The sequence below is a fragment of the Streptomyces sp. NPDC049541 genome (genome assembly GCF_044465725.1).
Lineage (GTDB): Bacteria > Actinomycetota > Actinomycetes > Streptomycetales > Streptomycetaceae > Streptomyces.
In genome coordinates, this window is record NZ_JBITLY010000002.1 from 574126 (window position 1) to 592094 (window position 17969).

Genomic DNA, 17969 nt, shown 5'->3' on the forward strand with positions numbered 1-17969 from the left:
GTCTCCTTCGGCTTCTTCCAGAGAGCGAATGGACGGCCTGCGGGGAGGAAGTGCCGGTGCTGGTCGACCGGGGCGGCGGGGACCCGGTCGCCTGCCACTACGCGGAGAGCGGGGAGCTGTTGTAGGCGAGCCGCAGTTCCTCGTACGGGTAGGGGGTCTGTCTGCTCTCCGTGCGCAGGCGGCCGAGGAAGCCGTTGAGGACGGCGGTCAGGGTCGCGTCGCGCTTGATGATCGCGGCGGCGGTCTCGGGGACGCCGTCGGGATGCGCCCCCACCGCGCAGGCGCGTACGAAGGCCTCCCGCTCCTGTCTGTCGTATCCGTACAGGGCGGTGACGAGCCAGTTCACCAGGTGGGCGCGGCTGTAGACGAGGTCGTAGTCGCGATGCCGGTCGAAGAAGGCGCGCTCCGGCCGGGAGAGCCGGAACCGGGAACTGAACGCGAGCCCGTAGTCCGCCAGGAAGAACTCCTCGCCGTCGGTGAGGACGTTCTGGAAGTGGGCGTCGAAGTGCAGGAGTTGACGCTCGCGCAGGAAGCCGGTGAGCGCGCCCAGCCACACGTCCACCTGGGTGCAGATCCGGTCCGAGTCGGCGGTGCGCACCTGTGTGTCGAGCCAGTCGTGGAGGGTGTGGGGGAAGTACTCCAGGAACAGGGTCAGGCTCGCGGACGAAGTGCGCAGGGCCTCGAGGCGCTCACGGACCTGTGGGGAGCCGCCGCAGTAGGCCACCGTCCCTTCGACGTCGGCCAGTTCATCAGGGAGCGGCTGCACGGCATCCGGCAGTACCCGCCAGTGGTGCATCAGAGGGAAGCCGGTGAAGCGGTCGGAGAGCACCCAGTTCGTCGTTATCGTGTGCACGGCCAGTTCGCGCCAGGCGCCGAAGCCGGGGCTGCGGCCGGTGCCGTAATGGCAGAAGGCCGGCAGCTCGAACAGGTTCGCCGTGGACCGGGCGTTCTCGGGCAGCAACTCGACGTCCGTGAGCGGCATCCGCTTGACGAAGACCCGTCTGCCGTCCAGCTCGACCAGCACATAACGCCCGCCGATACCGACGCCCGCGGGGGTTGCCGAGGCCAGCAGGTCCGCCAGCTCGTGGTCGCTGAGGAGGGAGAGGGTGGTGGCGAGGTCGGCGTGGGCGGCGCGGCGCGCGGCGGAGGACATGACCTCCATGGTCAGGGTGACGGCGGCCGCGTGTCCGCCGATCGGTGAACGCCGTCCTCGCGGCTGCGATCGTGACGGGCTGCCGGGGAACGGGGCTTGAGCGAGTGTCAGGTCCATCATGCCTGGTCGGAGACGTTTTCGGTAGGACCTAGCGCACGCCCGTTCGGCCTTGTGCCGGGTGGTGCCACACCCGCAGACTCGTCGTCATCCACTCTCCGGCCCACGTGCCGGCAACCGTCACCGGCTGCCGGTGCGTTCGCCGTGCTGTCTCGCCGTGTGACACGCACCGGCCGGGGAGGGAGGGGACGAAGGGGATCGATGGACCGGGACATGGTTGTGCTGGCGCAAGTCCGGCTGCTCAGTGCGAACCGGCGGGTGGTGCGGGGTGCCGAGGGACTGTGGATCTACCGACTGCTGACGCAGGTCGAGCCGGAGGTGTACGGATCGAAGCTGGTGTACGTCCTGGTGGAGGAGAGCGGCTCACCCCTGGTTCGGGAGTTGCCCGAGCGGCGGCAGGCCCTGCTGGACGAGGCCGTGGATGTGGCGAAGTCCCTCAGCACGGCCAACCCCTACCGCGAGAAGATGCTGGCGAGGGCACTGGCCGCCAGGCAGCGCGAACTCGAGCCGCGTTCTTGAGCTTGCCCATCCTGGTGCCGGGCCAGGTGACCGGTGCAGACGTGCCCGCCGACGGGGCTCTTGGACGAGGAGGACTGTGAGATGACGGTGCACGTTCTGAGAGCGGACGAGCGCCCGGCCGTGCCATGGAAGAACGGGGGCGGACTGACCCGCGAGATCGCCTCTTCGCCCAGCCATGCAGGGATGCAGGACTTTGCGTGGCGGGTGAGTCTCGCCGACGTGGCCGAGCCGGGACCGTTCTCCCGCTTCGAAGGTGTCGACCGGATCATCACTCTGGTCGACGGCCCCGGCATGGTGCTGACCGTCGACGGCACCGCACACACCGTGGCCGAGCGGTACGTCCCCTTCCCCTTCCCCGGGGAGGCCGCCACCGACTGCCGGCCGCTGGGCGGTCCGCTCGTCGACTTCAACGTGATGGTCCGGCGCGGGCGGGCCACCGCGCAGGTCGAGATCGTACGGGACCGGGTGGCGCTCCCCGCTCTCGCCGGGACGACACTGCTCGCGGTCGTCCTGGACGGTTCCGCGGTCTTCGAGGCGTCCGGCCCGGTCCTCGACCGCTTCGACGCGGCTCTGATCACCGACGCTCCCGACGAGGCCCTCACGGTGACCGGCACCGCAGCACTCGTCACCCTCACCGGCTCAGGCGTAGGGGGGTAGGTCAGGGATACGACCGGGCGGCCACGGCGGCTGCACGGACACGGAAAGGGCCCCCGCCGGGGCCCTTTCCGCGTCGCAGAGCCGTCAGTTCGCCGCGTAGTTCTGCAGGAACAGGGCCTCCGCCACCGACAGCCGTTCCAGCTCCTCGGGCGAGACGCTCTCGTTCACCGCGTGGATCTGGGCCTCCGGCTCGCTCAGGCCGATCAGGAGGATCTCCGCCTGCGGGTAGAGGGCGGCGAGGGTGTTGCACAGCGGGATCGACCCGCCCTGGCCGGCGTACTGCATCTCCTGGCCGGGGTAGGCGACCGCCATCGCCTCGGCCATCGCCGTGTACGCCGGGCTGGTGGTGTCGGCGCTGAACGGCTGGCCCTGGCCGACCTGTTCGGTGCGCACCCGGGCGCCCCACGGGGTGTGGGCCTCCAGGTGGGCCTGCAGCAGCTTGGTGGCCTCGGCCGCGTCGACGCCCGGCGGCACCCGCAGGCTGACCAGGGCGCGGGCGCCCGCCTGCACCGACGGGGTGGCGCCGACGACCGGCGGGCAGTCGATGCCGAGGACCGTGACCGCCGGGCGCGCCCAGATGCGGTCGGCGACCGAGCCGGAGCCGATCAGCTGCACGCCGTCCAGCACCTTGGCGTCCTGGCGGAACTGCTCCTCGTCGTACTGCAGGCCCTCCCAGCGGGTTTGGGGGGTGAGCCCGTCGACGGTGGTCGAACCGTCCTCCGCGCGCAGCGAGTCCAGTACGCGGATCAGTGCGGCCAGGGCGTCGGGGGCGGCGCCGCCGAACTGGCCGGAGTGGAGGTTGCCGCGGAGGGTGTCGATCTGGATGCGGACCAGGGTCATGCCGCGCAGCGTGGCGGTGACCGTCGGCAGGCCCGCCCGGAAGTTGCCCGCGTCGCCGATGATGATGGTGTCGGCGGCCAGCAGGTCGGGGTGTGCCTCGGCGTACCGCTCCAGACCGCCCGTGCCCATCTCCTCCGAGCCCTCGGCGATCACCTTGATGTGCACCGGCACGCCGCCGTTGGCCTTCAGGGCGCGCAGCGCGAGCAGGTGCATGATCACGCCGCCCTTGCAGTCGGCGGCGCCGCGCCCGTACCAGCGGCCGTCGCGCTCGGTCAGCTCGAAGGGCGGGGTGGTCCAGGCGGCCTCGTCCAGCGGCGGCTGGACGTCGTAGTGGGCGTAGAGCAGGACGGTCCTGGCGCCCTCGGGGCCGGGCAGGTAGCCGTACACGGACTGCGTGCCGTCGGGGGTGTCGAGGAGGGCGACGTCCTGGAACCCCTCGGCGGTCAGGGCGTCGGCGATCCAGTTCGCGGCGCCCTCGCTCTCGCTCCTGGGGAACTGGTCGAAGTCCGCAACCGACTTGAACGCCACCAGTTCGGCGAGCTCCGCCTGCGCCCTCGGTATCAGCGAGGCGACGGTCTCGGCGACCGGATTCGACGACATGGGCACGCTCCTTGTGGGTGCGACGTTGTACGTGTGGATATCGGGATCCTCCCACAGCGGCCTGCGGTGATGTCCGCCGTAGGATGCGGGGGACAGGTGCGGCAGCGGCTTGATCGGGAGCAGTAGACCATCGTGAGCAGCGAGAACTCTTCGGCGGACGACGTGCAGCGGGTATGGGATGTCGTCGTGGTGGGCGCGGGACCCGCGGGGGCCTCGGCCGCCTACGCGGCGGCGGTCGCGGGACGCCGCGTCCTGCTGCTGGAGAAGGCGGAGCTGCCCCGCTACAAGACCTGCGGCGGCGGGATCATCGGCCCCTCGCGCGACGCTCTGCCGCCCGGCTTCGAGCTGCCCTTCCGGGACCGGGTGCACGCGGTGACGTTCTCGAGCAACGGGCGCTTCACCCGCACCCGGCGCTCCAAGCAGATGCTGTTCGGCCTGATCAACCGGCCCGAGTTCGACCAGCAGCTCGTCGAGCACGCGCAGAAGGCCGGCGCCGAGCTGCGCACCGGCGTCACCGTGCAGCGCGTGGAGCAGCACGGCTCGGCGGTGCCGGACCGGCGTACCGTCGCGGTGTTCCTGCAGGGCGGCGAGACGCTGTTCGCGCGGGCCGTGGTGGGCGCGGACGGCAGCGCCAGCCGGATAGGGGCGCACGTCGGGGTGAAGCTGGACCAGGTGGATCTGGGCCTGGAGGCGGAGATCCCGGTGCCGGAGACCGTCGCCGAGGACTGGAGGGGACGGGTGCTCATCGACTGGGGCCCGATGCCCGGCAGTTACGGATGGGTGTTCCCCAAGGGCGACACGCTCACCGTCGGAGTGATCTCGGCGCGCGGTGAAGGAGCCGCCACCAAGCGGTACTTGGAGGAGTTCGTCGGACGGCTCGGTCTCGCCGGGTTCGAACCGAGCATCTCCTCCGGCCACCTGACCCGGTGCCGGGCCGACGACTCGCCGCTCTCCCGCGGGCGGGTGCTGGTGTGCGGGGACGCGGCGGGGCTGCTGGAGCCGTGGACCCGCGAGGGCATCTCGTTCGCGCTGCGCTCGGGGCGGCTCGCGGGGGAGTGGGCGGTGCGGATCGCCGAGGCCCACGACGCGGTGGACACCCGGCGCCAGGCCCTGAACTACGCGTTCGCGATCAAGGCGGGACTCGGCATCGAGATGAGCGTCGGCAAGCGTCTGATGACGGCGTTCGAGCGTCGGCCCGGCCTGTTCCACGCGGCGCTGACCGGGTTCAGGCCCGCGTGGAACGCGTTCCGGGACATCACGCGCGGCTCGACGTCCCTCGCCGAGATCGTGCGCACCCATCCGATGGCCCAGCGCGCGCTGACCGCGCTCGACCGGCGCCCGGTGGTCGACGGCGAGGTCAGCTCCTGACCGTGATCAGGAAGACCGGGTGGTCCGGGGCGATACGGCGCAGATCGGCGTCGGGGGAGTCGGGGCCGATCCCGTTGAAGAAGACTCCGACCTCGGCCTTCCAGCGCTTGAGGTAGGCGCGCAGCAGCGGGACCTTGTCGTCGTCGGCGACCTCGGTCGCGGTGAACACGTCCACGTTCTTGCCGAGGCGCAGCTCGCCACCGCCCGCCGCCCGCATGTTGTGCGTCCACTGGACGTGACCGCGGGGGGCGAGCAGATACTGCTGCCCGTCCACCGTCAGCAGGTTCACGGGGGTGGTGCGCCACTCGCCGCTCTTGCGCCCACGGACCGCCAGGACTCGTGAGCCCCAGACGCTGATGCCGCGGCGGGTCATCCACGCCACGGCGCGGTTGAAGACATTGACGGTGAACCAGCCGGGCTTCTTGACGTGTGTGGACATGAGGACCCCCATCGGTATCGGAGAGATCGCTGCTCGCTTTTGTGAGCACTGCTCTCGCTCGATGAACAGTCTGCATCGGATCGGCGGGCCAAAGCAAGAGCGGTGCTCTCTTTTTTGTTCGCTGCTCTCGGTTGTGTGCACTGCTCTCGTTCCATGGGAGACTGCTCCCCATGAGCACCGCACACGGCGCCCGCGCCCGGGCCAGGATCGAGGTCACCGCCGCCATCAAGGAGGAGGCGCGCAGACAGCTCGCGGCCGAGGGCGCAGCCAAGCTCTCGCTGCGTGCCGTGGCGCGTGAGCTGGGCATGGCCTCCTCCGCGCTCTACCGCTACTTCCCGAGCCGCGACGACCTGCTGACCGCCCTCATCATCGACGCGTACGACTCCGTGGGTGAGGCGGCCGAGGCGGCGGACACCGCCGCCGCCGACGCCGGACCCGTGCAGCGCTGGACCACTGTGTGCGAGGCCGTACGGGAGTGGGCCCTCGCGCACCCCCACGAGTACGCACTGATCTACGGCTCGCCGGTCCCCGGCTACACGGCCCCCGACACCACGATCCCGGCCGCCGCCCGTGTCGGTCTCGTCCTGATCGGCATCGTCCGCGACGCCCGGCTGGGCCCCGGCCTGGCCCTGCCCACCCTCCCCGGCGAACTGCATCCCGAGGCCGAGCGCATGGCGGCCGACTTCGCCTCCGACCTGCCGCCCGCCGTCGCCCCGGCCCTCGTCGCGGCCTGGGCCCAGCTCTTCGGGCTGATCGGCTTCGAGCTGTTCGGCCAGTTCCACCGGGTCGTGGAGGACCGGGCAGCGTTCTTCCGGCATGCCGCCGGGCAGCTCGCCCTCGGCGTCGGGCTGAGATGAGCGCAGGCGGGAGGGCATACTTCCCGGGGAGTACCGCTGATCACCACGCCCGGCGGACGCCCCGCGTGCCCGCTCACGTCTAGCGTGGCCGTCATGGACGAGCAGCATAGGCACGGCGGCGGGCCGCCCCAGTGGTGGCGGCACGGGCCGCCGTGGCTGAACCGCTGGGGCGAGGAGCGCCATCAGGACCGCTGGCCGTGGCTGTCCACCGTCCTGCTCACCGCCTTCGTGCTCGCCGGCTCCCACTACGCGGCGCACCAGCAGGAGGGCGAGCGGGCCGCCCTCGACGTCTTCGCGAGCGTGCTGCTGCTGGTGGGGTCGGGGCTGCTGCTGTGGCGGCGGCGCCGTCCGGTGCTCGTCGTGTACGGCACGGCGGCCGCCGCGATGGTCTACCTGGGGACCGGATACGCCTACGGGCCGGTCTTCTTCACCGTGATCGTCGCCTGCTTCAGCGCGATCGTCTCGGGGCATCGGCGGGCCGCCTGGGGCGCGGTGGCGATGCTGTGGGCCGGGCACATGCTGGTGGCCCACTGGCTCTACCGCTGGCTGCCGCCCTCGCACGACTCGGCGGCCCCCTGGGCGCAGGAGGCCGTGATCGCCGCGTGGGTGGCGGCGATCGTGGCGGTGGCGGAGCTGGCCCGGATCCGGCGCGAGCAGTGGGCCAGAGAGCGGGCCGAGCGGGCGCAGGCGGCCCGGCGGCGGGCCGACGAGGAGCGGCTGCGGATCGCCCGGGAGCTCCATGACGTCCTCGCCCACAGCATCTCGGTGATCAACGTCCAGGCGGGTGTCGGCCTCGCCCTCCTCGACACCGACCCCGAACAGGCGCGCACCGCGCTCACCACCATCAAGGCCGCCAGCAAGGAGGCGCTCGGCGAGGTCCGCCAGGTCCTCGACACGCTCCGCACACCGGGAGAGGCCCCGCGCGCTCCGGCACCCGGCCTCGACCGGCTGCCCGAGCTGGTGGAACAGGCGGCGAGCGCAGGCCTCACGGTCGACGTCCAAGGGGAACCTCCCCTTCTCCCGCCCGGCACCGACCTCGCCGCCTTCCGCATCGTCCAGGAGGCCCTCACCAACGTCGTACGGCATTCGGGCTCACGCCACGCGCGCGTGCACGTCGACCACGACGAGCGGACCCTACGGCTGCGCATCGACGACGACGGGCCCGCGACCGGCGCCGACGCGGGCGGCAGCGGCAACGGTCTGGCCGGAATGCGGGAGCGTGCCGCGGCGCTGGGTGGCACGATCGAGGCGGGCCCACGCCCGGACGGCGGCTTCCGGGTGCTCGCCGTACTGCCGCTCAAGGTCAAGGCGAAGTCGACGGAGGAGGACGACCGGTGATCCGCGTACTGCTCGCCGACGACCAGTCACTGGTGCGGGCCGGCTTCAAGGCGCTGCTCGACGCGCAGCCGGACATCGAGGTCGCCGGGGAGGCCGCCGACGGCGAGGAGGCACTGCGCAAGGTGCGCGAACTGCGCCCGGACGTCGTCCTGATGGACATCCGCATGCCGCTGCTGGACGGTCTGGCGGCGACCCGCCGGATCACCGGCGACGAAGCCCTGCAGGGCGTCAAGGTGGTCATGCTCACCACCTTCGAGCTCGACGAGTACGTCTTCGAGGCGATCCGCTCGGGCGCCTCCGGCTTCCTCGTCAAGGACACCGAACCGGAGGAACTCCTGCGCGCCGTGAGGGCGGTGGTCGAGGGCGACGCCCTGCTCTCACCCGGTGTGACCCGCCGGCTGATCGCCGAGTTCGCGGCCCGCTCCAAGGAACCCGCGGCCGCCGGCACCCTCGCCGAACTCACCGAGCGGGAACGGGAGGTGATGGCCCTGGTCGGCATCGGCCTGTCCAACGAGGAGATCGCCCGCCGTCTGGTCGTCAGCCCCCTGACCGCGAAGACCCACGTCAGCCGCACCATGGTCAAGCTGGGCGCCCGGGACCGGGCCCAACTGGTCGTCCTGGCCTACGAGTCGGGGCTGGTACGGCCCGGCTGGCTGGGCTGAGCGCCCCGCCGGAAGCGCACCACGACGCTCACGACCCGGACCACGAACACGAGGGGAGCGAGCGTCAGGCCGACCCGCAGCAGCAGCCTGGACAACAGGTCCGGCAGGTCGAAGAGCAACGCCGGACCCGCGACGGCCCCGAAGACCACGGCGGCCGCGAACACCGCACTGACCAGCGCGTAACCGATCTCGACGGTGATCGCATCCTGCTCGGCCTTGTGACGCCGGCCCCCGTATCCGTCCATGCGTCCAGTCTCATGGCGATGCGCCCGGCGGGGCAAGCAGGCCCCGCCGGGCGCACACGGGGGAGGCGTCCCCCCTAGTCGCGTACGGGTACGCGCTCCGCCTCCAGGGAGGTGGACTTGGCGACCACGACGGAGGGCTGGGTACGGCGCGTGCGCAGGCCCGTGAGGGTGATCAGCAGGCCGGCGACGGCGATGCCCGTCACCACCACCAGTCCGGGCCGGTAGCTGTCCAGCACGGCCTGCGGGGTGGCGTGTTCGGGGGCCCCGGCGGTCACCACCGCGGTCACCACGGCCAGGAAGATCGCGCCGCCCACCTGCACCGAGGTGTTCAGCAGCCCGGAGACCATGCCCTGCTCGTGGTCCTGGACGCCGTTGGTGGCCTGGATGTTGAGCGAGGGGAAGACCAGCGCGCAGGCCGCCCCGATCAGCAGCATCGACGGCAGGATGACGGCGGCGTACACGGGGTCGAGGTTCACGCGCAGGAAGAGCGCGTATCCGACGACCATCAGCGCGAAGCCCGCCGCGATCAGCCGCTGGGTGCCGAACCGGTCGACGATCGAGCCGACCTTCGTCGAGGACACCGCCACCAGCGCGCCGGCCGGCAGGAAGGCGAGCGCCGTGTGCAGCGCCGACCAGCCGAGCAGCGACTGCATGTACAGGGTGACCAGGAACTGGAAGCCGACGTAGGACCCGAAGAAGGCCATCGCGCCGAGCTGGGCGCGGATCTGGCTGCCGGAGCGCAGCACGCCGAGCCGGATCAGCGGACCGGCTGAGCGCCGCTCCACGAGCACGAACACGGTCAGCAGGGCGGCGACCGTCAGGAAGGACAGCAGTGTGCGGGCCGAGGCCCAGCCGACCTGCGGCGCCTGTACGACGGTGAAGACGAGCAGCAGCATCGACGCGGTGCCGATGACGGCGCCGGGGATGTCGTAGCCGTTGTGGTCCTTCTCGCGTTCGCTGCGCGGCAGCAGCTTCAGGCCCGCCACCAGGGCGATCAGGGCGATGGGCGCGGGCAGCAGCATGGTCAGGCGCCAGCTGGCCTCGGTGAGCAGGCCGGAGAGCACCAGACCCATCGAGAAGCCGGTGGCCGCGCAGGTGGTGTAGATGGACAGGGCCCGGTTGCGCAGCGGGCCCTCGGCGAAGGTCGTGGTGATGATGGACAGCCCGGCGGGCGCGGTGAAGGCCGCGCTCAGGCCCTTGATGAAGCGGCTGGCGATCAGCAGCGGGCCGGAGTCCACAAGCCCGCCGAGCAGTGAGGCGAGGGCGAAGACGCCGAGGGCGATCAGGAAGACCTGGCGCCTGCCGAGCAGGTCGGCGGTGCGTCCGCCGAGCAGCAGCAGACCGCCGTAGCCCAGGATGTAGCCGCTGACGATCCATTGCAGTGCCGAGGTGGACAGGTCGAGGTCGGAGCCGATGGAGGGCAGTGCCACGCCGACCATCGACACATCCAGCGCGTCCAGGAACATCGCGGCGCAGAGCACCAGGAGGGTGCCCCACAGCCGGGGGGTCCAGCGAGCCGCCGAGGACGGGGCCGCAGGGGTGGAGAGCGGAGAGGTCATGGACACAGACACTACATGCGCATGCATCGAATGCAAATGCATTTAATTCCGATGCAACGAATTCGTTTCTCTGCTACGGTGCGCCCATGGCGGCGAAGAAGGCCGAGCAGGCGCTCGTGGACCAGTGGCGGGACATCCTCGCGCTGCATGCCCGCACGCAGTGCGAACTCGACCGCGCACTGCATCAGCACGGCCTGTGTGCCAGTGACTTCGAGGTGCTGGACGTGCTGTCCGGCGACTCGTGCAACTACCGCGTGCAGGAGATCTCCGAGCGGGTCCATCTCAGCCAGAGCGCCCTGTCACGGCTGATCGCCCGGCTGGAGAAGGACGGCCTCGTCGAGCGCGCCATGTGCCCGGAGGACCGCCGGGGTGTCCGCGTCGCCCTCACCGCGAAGGGGCGCACGCTGCACGGTGAGGTGCTGCCGGTGCAGCGTGCGGTGCTGACGCGGATGCTCGCGGGCGACGTCAGCTCCAGGTGACGGCCGACTTCTCGCGCCACAGCTCGACGACCGCCCTGTCCCCCGTCACGTCCGGGAACGGCAGCCGGTTCCACAGCGCCAGATACAACTGCGCGGCGGGCCCGGCCACTTCGCAGTCCGCGTCTCCTGCTGCCTCCCGCACGGCCACCGGCGGCTCCTGGGACAGCCGTACGGTCCACACCGCGTCGTCCGTGTCCGTCGCCCGTACCCGCAGCACCCGGGGCTCGTCGCTGCGGACCTTGCTCTTGGGGCGGGCGTGGAAGCCGCGCAGCAGCTCGTCGATGCCGTCCGCCGCGAAGCCGGGTGCGATCACGCTCTGCGCTCCGCCCCTTGCCGACTCCGCGTCGATCCGGTGCACGGTGGTCTCGTGCGCCTGCCGCCGGGCCCAGAACGCGAGGGGTGACGGCGCGGGCAGGAAGTGCCAGCAGTGCACGTCCGGCGCGGCGGAGGCGAGGGCATCGACGAGATACCGGTGTCCTTCGCGGAACCAGGCCAGCAGTTCGTCGCCGTCGAGGTCGGGCAGCCCGCCGTCGGGGTGGTAGGAGGTGTGTCCCTCGGCGACGAAGGCGGCCGCCCATCGGTGCACCATCCCGATGTGCCGCAGCAGGTCCCTCACCTGCCAGTCCGGGCAGGTCGGCACCTTGGCGTCGGTGCCGGCCTCCTCGGCGGCCGCGACCAGCAACCGGCCCTCCCGGTCCACGATCTCCACGAACTCGGCTGTCTCCATGGGGCGAGTGTGCCCGATGGAGCGCGGTCGAAGGCAAGAGCACGCGGCTACGGCCGCCGGCTGTAGCGGCGCTCCGGGCGGCCGGCGGTCCGTAATGCAGGCTGACGTCGGCGGTCGCCGTGCTCTGGAAGCGCTCCAGGTGGCGGCGGGCGCTGACGCGGGAGATGCCGGGGCGCGGCCGCGCACTCGGCCGCGGACGGGGTGCCGTCGCTGTCGCGCAGGGCGCGCTCCATCGGCGGGGCGGTCCCCACGCTCAGGAGCTTGCGCAGGACGCCGCCGGGACGGGGGGCAACGCTGCGGGCCTGCACCCGGTCGAGTCGGCCTGACCGCGGACGACCGTGCCGAGCAGGCGCCCGCGCTGGGCGGCGTACCGCACGGGACGGAGCCTGATCCTCGTAGCCGAAGGGCTTGAGCAGTGGGCCACCCCGTGGTGAGCTCCTCATGCGCCCCACCGGGCAGGCCTGAACACGGCTCGGACCTGGGGCGCCCCTGCTCAGGGGCGGCCGGCGTGCGGCCGCCCCTGAGTGGGCGTCAGCCGCCCTACCGCTGGGTGTAGATGAAGCCGACCTTGTCGACTTCGTCGCCCGCGCGTCCGTGGAAGCCCGCGATCTGCCGGCCCGAGGGGGCGGTGCGGGTCACGCAGTCGGAGGTCGTGGTGCCGCCGGCGAGAGTGCGGCCCAGGTTGGTCGTGAACTTGGCGTAGAAGATCCGCGTGTGGCCGTTGTAGGCGCCCTGGCAGAGCTGGGCGCTGGTCACGTACTCCCCGCTGCCCAGGGTGAGGGAGGACGCGGTGCCGCCGGTCCCGCCGTGCGTGAGCGTGGTGCCGTTGGCGAGGGTGAGGCTCAGCTGGTCGACCCGGGAGCCGGAGCGCAGCGCGATGGTGGTGGCGCGGGCGCCGGCGGGCACGCTGTCGATGTCGTTGTAGTAGTCGCCGTGCGGGCCGCCGAACTGGTCGCTGAGCTCGTAGGCCGGGTTGCGCGACCAGTTGAAGCCGACGGTGATCGGGTCGTGGTCGGAGAGCATCAGCCCGGCGTCGGTGAGGAACTTGGCGTGCTCGTTGTTGTACGACGTCGCGTTGAGCGAGACCAGCCTGCTGCTGCGGTAGAGGACCTTGTCGACGACCTCGCAGGTGTTGGGCACGGTCGCCCCGGACTGGTCGCAGACCAGGGCGTCGCTGCCCTTGGCGGGTGGGGTGCCGCCCCGTATCAGCTGTACCCAGGCGTCGGTGAGGCCGTTGGCCGCGGCGAACTCGGCGATGGTGTCGGCCGAGCGGGTGTAGCGGGTGTTGGTGTCACCCATGACCACGACGGCGTTGCCCGCGGAGTGGGTGTTGATGAAGGCGGTGAGCTGGTTGAGGTTGTCGGCGCGGGAGGCCTCGTCGCCGTCGTTGGTGCCGGCGTTGGTGTGCAGGTTGTAGAAGTCGACGTAGACGCCCTCCGCGAGGCGCTCGCGCATGAAGGTGAAGCCCTTGGGGGTCAGACAGTCACCGGAGTCGACCTGGCAGGAGTTCCAGTGGACGCGCTCGAAGTCGTCCGTGTCGTAGGGGATCTTCGACAGCGTGTTGAGCCCGCTGCCGATGCCCGCGCCGCCGCTGGTGGGGGTGCGGTAGGCGTGCGTGGTGTCGGCGGCGTAGAGGTAGGAGTGGTAGTTGAAGTCCTCCTCGACGTGGACGATGTCGTACGGGGCTGTCCGCTGACCGATCGCCGTGGTGCTGGACTCGCGCGGTGTCGGCGCGCTGTTGACGGCCGCTGGCAGACCGGCCACGTTGTAGCTGAGGACGTTGAAGCTGCCCGAGTCGGCCGCCGTCGCGGAGGGCGCGGCGGCGGTGAGCCCGCCGAGGACGGCGGTGGCCGCCGCCAGACAGGCGAGAAGTCTGCGCATGGGGTGTGTCTCCTGTGGAGGGAAAGCGGTTTCGGCGTGAGCCTGACAGAAGTTACCGCCGGTTACCCCAGGCCTGTCGAGTGTTTGGACGCTCTTCCACAGGAGTTGTCGCTGAGGACTCATCCCTGCGTCGTGTACGGCACCACGCTGATGCGCAGTGTGAAGGCGGCGCGTGCGGCACCCGCCACGTCCGGGGCCTTCGCCAGCGCGGTGACCACGGCCTCGCCGCCGCGGGTGCCGGCGCAGCGCAGTGTGGCGTGGGCCGTTCCGTCGGCGTCCAGCCGCCATCCGGAAGCCGGCACGAGGGCCGGTGCGGAAGTGTTCACGGCCTTCCACCGCTTGTCGTCCGTCCGGGGCCGCAGGACGAGGGAGATCACCGTGCCCGGCCGCACGCACAGCCGCCGCTCGACCGCGTCACCGGGGGCGACGCTGATCTCCGTGTGCCCGGCGGCGCAGTGGCGTGCCGGTGTCGAGGGCGGCGTTGCCGACCTGCTCGGGCCCGGCCCGGAAGGGGACGCGGGCGTGGCTGTCGGTGCCGTGGGGGACGGCCGTGCCGAGTTGCTGCCGGACGCCGAGGCCGGTCCCGTGGATCCGCCGCCCGCCGACGTGCCGCACGCCGCCAGGACGACCATCCCGGCGATCACCCGCGCCCCGGACCACCACCGCATCCCAGCACCTCCCGACCCGCTCGTACCGAAGACAGCATCCCGCGGAATCCGGCAGGCAGCAGCGGACCGCGGTCATTTTTCACGGCGGGCGCTAGTTGAGGGCGCTGCCCTTCTTCCAGGTGGCCCAGGGGACGTTCCAGTCGCCGTAGCCGTTGTTGGCCGCGACGGTCTCGACGGAGTGGACGACCGTGACCGGGTCGCCGAGGCGGACCAGGCCGTAGAACCACTGCGCGTCGCCGGTGCTCATGCCGATGCAGCCGTGGCTGGCGTTGACCACGCCGAACTTGCCCGTGTTCCACGGTGCCGCGTGCACATAGGTGCCGGACGGGGTGAGCTGGACGTCCCACTTGACCGCGCCCAGGTCGTACGCCTCGGGGCCGAAGATCCGCACGGTCGAGGAGTTCATGCGGATGGTCGGCACCTTGCCCAGCACGACCATGGTGCCGTTCCAGGTCTCGTAGCCCTTCTTGCCGCTGGAGACCTTCAGGATCCGCAGCGTCCTCCCGTTCTTCCGCACCGCCATCGTTTTCGTGGTGACGTTCACCGTGCTCGTCACGGCGTCCCCGACACGGAAGTCGACGACGCGTTGCTGGGTGCCGTAGAGCCCGTTGCCCGCGTTCACGCCTGCCAGGTCCATGCGCAGGGTGACACGGGTGCCCGGCTGCCAGTAGTTCACCGGGCGGTAGTCGATACGGTCCTTGCCGTCACGGTCCTTCATCCAGCTCCAGGCGCCCTGGACCGTGGGGGAGGCGGTGACATGGAGCTTCCGCTCGACGGCCGCCTTGTCGCGGATCGGCTTGTTGAAGGTGATCGAGACCGGCATGGCGATGCCGACCGTCATCCCCCCGTCGGGGTGGTACTCGCCGACGAAGGCGTTCTTCGGCGTCTCGGTGGTGAAGGTGGCGGTCTTGTCGAGCGCCGACCCGCCGTCCGCCTTTCCGTGCGCCGTCACCGTGTAGGTGGCGCCCGGGGCGAGCGGCGTGGTCGAGGTCCACACGGACCTGTCCTCGGACCAGGTGCCGGAGATCCGGCCCGGGCCCGGGGCGCCCACCTGCACGGAGATCAGGGATCCGCCCCGTGCGTGCACCGTCACCTTCCGCCCGACCGGCACCCTCGCACTGCCGGCGTCGGGCTGCACGACTATCGCGGGCGGTCCCCCCTTGTCACCGCCGTCCGCATCGCCGCCCGAGCCGCATGCGGCGAGAAGGACGGCGGCAGCCGACGCGAACGCGAGCGGAGGTGCGGTCCGGCGGCCCCGCGATGCCGGCATGCGCTGTCGCATGGGACTCTCCCCTTCCCCAAGGGCTGGCTGGCGTTGATCGGTGCGTTGCTTTGTCGCTTTCCTGGTACCCCGGGAAGGCACCCGGCCGACCGGCCCATCGGGTGACTGCTTAAGGTGGGCGCGCCATCTGCGCCCTTCTCGGGCCGTGATTCGACTGGGGGTCGGCTGTGACGGAGATCGGTCGCTGGACGGACGGCCTGGAGGAACAGGCCGCCCGCGCTCTGCCGCCCGAGATCTACGGCTACTTCCGCAGAGGTGCCGGTCAGGGTCTCAGCGTGGCCGAGGCGACCACCACTTGGGACCGGCTGCGACTGCGGCCCCATGTGCTGCGCGACGTCTCCGTCTGCGACACCTCGACGACCGTGCTGGGCACACCGGTCGGTACCCCTGTCCTAGTCGCGCCGAGCACCTTGCAGCGCCGCGCCGACCCGGAGGGGGAAGCGGCCACCGCGCGCGGTGTCGCCCGTGCAGGCTCGCTGCTGGCGGTCACCTCCAACACGGCGGTCCCCTTCTCCGCGCTGCCGGCGAGCGAGGCGCCGTGGTGGGTCCAGGTCTACGTGGCGCGGGACCGGCGTTGACCGTGGAGGTGCTGGAACGGGCCAAGGCCGCCGGCGCCCGGGCGGTCGTACTCACGGCCGACACCCCGGTCATCGGCTCGCACGACAGACCCGGAGCCCATGTGGCGGACTTCGTCGGACCGGAGGATCTGTACGGCAACATCACCGGCGTCCCCGCCCGGGAGGCGGCCGAGCACGCGCCCGACCTCACTCCGGACGTCATCGGCTGGCTGCGCGAGCAGACGGGACTCCCGGTCGTGGTCAAAGGCGTGCTGCGTGGCGACGACGCGCGCGAGTTCGTGGCAGCCGGCGCCTCCGGGCTGTTGGTCTCCAACCATGGCGGACGGCAGCTGGACGGGCTGGTGCCGACCGCCTGGGCGCTGCCCGAAGTCGCCGACGCGGTGGCCGGCACCGGCACGGAGGTCTACGTCGACGGCGGGCTGCGCCGGGGCACGCACATCCTGGCCGCGCTCGCGCTCGGCGCCCGCGCGGTGTTCGTCGGACGGCCGGTGCTGTGGGCGCTGACGGCCGCCGGGGAGGCCGGAGTTGCCCGGTTGCTCGGCGAGCTCACCGGCGAACTCGCCGAGGCGATGCGTCTGACCGGCATGTCGTCCCTGGACCGGGTGACACGCGATCTGCTCTGGAGCGGGCCTCCACCTGTGAGCTGAGGGAGCGGCGAGTGCCTGGGGCCGGGACCTTCGGTGGCCGCACGGCGTGTTACTCAGGCTTGCCGCGCGATGTCCGCGCCGGTGACCCCCGCCGGCCTGCCTTTCTGATGGGGTCCGGGGGCGGTCCTCCGGGAAAACTCAGGACGAGCCCGATGAGCGCGGCGACCGCCGCCAGCAGTGCGACGCTGGTGAGGGCGGTGGGAAGGGAGAACCAGTCGGCCATGAAACCGATCGCGGGCGGGCCGAGGAGCATGCCGCCGTAGCCGAGGGTGGAGGCGGTCGCGACGCCGCTGGGGCCTGCGAGCGTCCCGGCGCGTTCGACGGCGACCGGGAAGAGATTGGCGAGACCGAGTCCCGTGACGGCGAAGCCGATCAGCGCCGCCCACAGGGAGGGCGCCAGGGAGCCGGCCAGCATGCCGAGCGCGGCGGTGGTGCCGCCCGCGATCACGGTGCGGGTGCGGCCGAGACGTTCGAGCAGGGTCGTTCCCGTCAGCCGGCCGAGGGTCATGGCGAGCGCGAAGCAGGAGTACCCCAGTGCCGCGGCTCCCGCGGAGGCTCCCAGGTCCTGTTCGAGGTGCAGTGCGCCCCAGTCGGCCATGGCCCCCTCGCCGTATGCGGTGCACAGGGCGATGAGGCCGAAGACGGCGACCAGCCCGCGGCGACGGGCGTCGAGGCGGCGCGGACCGTTCTGTCCGGGGTCGCCTGCGGGCTCGGGCGGCTTCGGTGGCTGCCGGCGCAGCAGGGAGCGTCCCGCCACGGCCGTCACGCCAAGCCCGATGAAGGTCAGGCCGAGGAGATGCCGGGTGGGGGAGAGATGCCCGGCGACCAGACCGCCGAGTCCCGCGCCGAGCATGCCGCCCAGGCTGAACGCGGCGTGGAAGCTCGGCATGATCGGCCGCCGCAGGGCGGCGACGAGGTCGACGGCCGCGCTGTTGAAGGCGACGTTGATCCCGCCGTAGGCGGCGCCGAAGACGAGGAGAACGGCGCCGAGCGCGACGGCCGAGTGGGTCAGCGGTGGCAGGGCGACACTCAAGGAGAGCAAGATGCCGCAGACCACGGTGACGGCGTGGCTGCCGTAGCGGCGGCACAGGCGTCCGGTGAGCATCATCGTGATCACGGCGCCTGCGGAGACACCGAGCAGGGCGAGCCCGAGGGCGCTGGCGGAGGCGCCGGTCTGTTCCTTGATCGCGGGGATGCGCACGACCCAGCCGGCGAAGATGAAGCCGTCGAGGGCGAAGAAGACGGTGAGGGCGATGCGGAGCCGGGTGAGGTCGGTGTGGTTGCTGCCCGGCACGACGTTGTGCGTTCGGGATTTGTTTATTTGCGGCACAAAACCACGCTAGGGGGACGGGG

17 protein-coding genes and 2 pseudogenes are annotated in these 17969 nt (G+C 71.6%); 8 read left to right on the forward strand and 11 right to left on the reverse strand.

Annotated elements, in window-relative coordinates; translation table 11 throughout:
• Window positions 1-97 precede the first annotated feature (97 nt).
• Entirely contained in the window at window positions 98-1153 is a 1056-nt protein-coding gene (locus ACIBW9_RS09725; protein WP_398953039.1) for a protein kinase family protein, read from the reverse strand.
• Window positions 1154-1483: 330 nt separating this feature from the next.
• Between ACIBW9_RS09725 and ACIBW9_RS09730 the strand changes: the two genes are divergently transcribed.
• Together ACIBW9_RS09730 and ACIBW9_RS09735 are read left to right on the forward strand one after the other, a co-directional pair.
• A complete protein-coding gene (locus ACIBW9_RS09730; protein ID WP_398953041.1) occupies window positions 1484-1789 on the forward strand; it encodes a hypothetical protein in 306 nt (101 codons plus the stop codon).
• Window positions 1790-1870: 81 nt separating this feature from the next.
• Window positions 1871-2446, forward strand: coding sequence for a HutD family protein (locus tag ACIBW9_RS09735; protein ID WP_398953043.1), 576 nt, complete (start codon window positions 1871-1873; stop codon window positions 2444-2446).
• A gap of 84 nt (window positions 2447-2530) precedes the next feature.
• On the opposite strand, the gene ACIBW9_RS09740 is transcribed toward ACIBW9_RS09735, so the two are convergent.
• Window positions 2531-3886, reverse strand: coding sequence for a dipeptidase (locus ACIBW9_RS09740; protein ID WP_398953045.1), 1356 nt, complete (start codon window positions 3884-3886; stop codon window positions 2531-2533).
• Window positions 3887-4018: 132 nt separating this feature from the next.
• Here ACIBW9_RS09740 and ACIBW9_RS09745 point away from each other — a divergent pair, with 132 nt between their 5' ends.
• Complete coding sequence (locus tag ACIBW9_RS09745; protein WP_398953047.1) at window positions 4019-5254, forward strand: geranylgeranyl reductase family protein; 1236 nt, start codon at window positions 4019-4021, stop codon at window positions 5252-5254.
• Here the strand turns inward: ACIBW9_RS09745 and ACIBW9_RS09750 are convergent.
• Window positions 5244-5693, reverse strand: a complete 450-nt coding sequence (locus ACIBW9_RS09750; RefSeq protein ID WP_398953049.1) for a nitroreductase family deazaflavin-dependent oxidoreductase — start codon at window positions 5691-5693, stop codon at window positions 5244-5246. The two genes, ACIBW9_RS09745 and ACIBW9_RS09750, sit on opposite strands and share 11 nt — an antisense overlap.
• A gap of 170 nt (window positions 5694-5863) precedes the next feature.
• Between ACIBW9_RS09750 and ACIBW9_RS09755 the strand changes: the two genes are divergently transcribed.
• From ACIBW9_RS09755 to ACIBW9_RS09765, 3 genes are all read left to right on the forward strand, one after another.
• Window positions 5864-6550, forward strand: coding sequence for a TetR/AcrR family transcriptional regulator (locus tag ACIBW9_RS09755; RefSeq protein ID WP_398953051.1), 687 nt, complete (start codon window positions 5864-5866; stop codon window positions 6548-6550).
• A 93-nt stretch (window positions 6551-6643) separates the two neighbouring features.
• Entirely contained in the window at window positions 6644-7888 is a 1245-nt protein-coding gene (locus ACIBW9_RS09760) for a sensor histidine kinase (RefSeq protein WP_398953053.1), read from the forward strand.
• Window positions 7885-8550: a response regulator gene (locus ACIBW9_RS09765; protein ID WP_398953054.1), complete on the forward strand. Its 666-nt coding sequence runs from the start codon at window positions 7885-7887 to the stop codon at window positions 8548-8550. Before ACIBW9_RS09760 ends, ACIBW9_RS09765 begins: the two co-directional genes overlap by 4 nt.
• Here ACIBW9_RS09765 and ACIBW9_RS09770 read toward each other — a convergent pair.
• The gene (locus ACIBW9_RS09770; protein ID WP_398953056.1) at window positions 8511-8795 is read right to left on the reverse strand and encodes a DUF6332 family protein; all 285 of its coding nucleotides are present in this window, start codon (window positions 8793-8795) and stop codon (window positions 8511-8513) included. The two genes, ACIBW9_RS09765 and ACIBW9_RS09770, sit on opposite strands and share 40 nt — an antisense overlap.
• Before the next feature lie 74 nt (window positions 8796-8869).
• The gene (locus tag ACIBW9_RS09775) at window positions 8870-10354 is read right to left on the reverse strand and encodes an MFS transporter (protein WP_398953058.1); all 1485 of its coding nucleotides are present in this window, start codon (window positions 10352-10354) and stop codon (window positions 8870-8872) included.
• A gap of 86 nt (window positions 10355-10440) precedes the next feature.
• Between ACIBW9_RS09775 and ACIBW9_RS09780 the strand changes: the two genes are divergently transcribed.
• Window positions 10441-10833 carry a MarR family winged helix-turn-helix transcriptional regulator gene (locus ACIBW9_RS09780; RefSeq protein WP_389073979.1) on the forward strand — a complete coding sequence of 131 codons (393 nt, stop codon included), beginning with the start codon at window positions 10441-10443 and terminating at the stop codon, window positions 10831-10833.
• Here the strand turns inward: ACIBW9_RS09780 and ACIBW9_RS09785 are convergent.
• The 5 genes and pseudogenes from ACIBW9_RS09785 to ACIBW9_RS09805 form a co-directional block, all read right to left on the reverse strand.
• On the reverse strand, window positions 10820-11560 hold the full coding sequence (locus tag ACIBW9_RS09785; RefSeq protein WP_398953061.1) for a maleylpyruvate isomerase family mycothiol-dependent enzyme: 741 nt from the start codon (window positions 11558-11560) through the stop codon (window positions 10820-10822). The two genes, ACIBW9_RS09780 and ACIBW9_RS09785, sit on opposite strands and share 14 nt — an antisense overlap.
• 47 nt (window positions 11561-11607) lie before the next feature.
• Window positions 11608-11976, reverse strand: a pseudogene (locus ACIBW9_RS09790) (two-component system response regulator); the annotation flags it as partial.
• Window positions 11977-12100: 124 nt separating this feature from the next.
• Complete coding sequence (locus ACIBW9_RS09795; RefSeq protein WP_398953062.1) at window positions 12101-13441, reverse strand: jacalin-like lectin; 1341 nt, start codon at window positions 13439-13441, stop codon at window positions 12101-12103.
• Window positions 13442-13560: 119 nt separating this feature from the next.
• Window positions 13561-14109, reverse strand: a complete 549-nt coding sequence (locus ACIBW9_RS09800) for a hypothetical protein (protein WP_398953064.1) — start codon at window positions 14107-14109, stop codon at window positions 13561-13563.
• A 91-nt stretch (window positions 14110-14200) separates the two neighbouring features.
• Window positions 14201-15391 (reverse strand): Ig-like domain-containing protein, encoded by a 1191-nt coding sequence (locus ACIBW9_RS09805; RefSeq protein WP_398953066.1) that lies wholly within the window; start codon window positions 15389-15391, stop codon window positions 14201-14203.
• 167 nt (window positions 15392-15558) lie between these two features.
• Between ACIBW9_RS09805 and ACIBW9_RS09810 the strand changes: the two are divergent.
• A pseudogene (locus ACIBW9_RS09810) lies at window positions 15559-16616 on the forward strand (alpha-hydroxy acid oxidase).
• 49 nt (window positions 16617-16665) lie between these two features.
• Here ACIBW9_RS09810 and ACIBW9_RS09815 read toward each other — a convergent pair.
• Window positions 16666-17910, reverse strand: coding sequence for an MFS transporter (locus ACIBW9_RS09815; protein ID WP_398953068.1), 1245 nt, complete (start codon window positions 17908-17910; stop codon window positions 16666-16668).
• Between the last annotated feature and the right edge of the window lie 59 nt (window positions 17911-17969).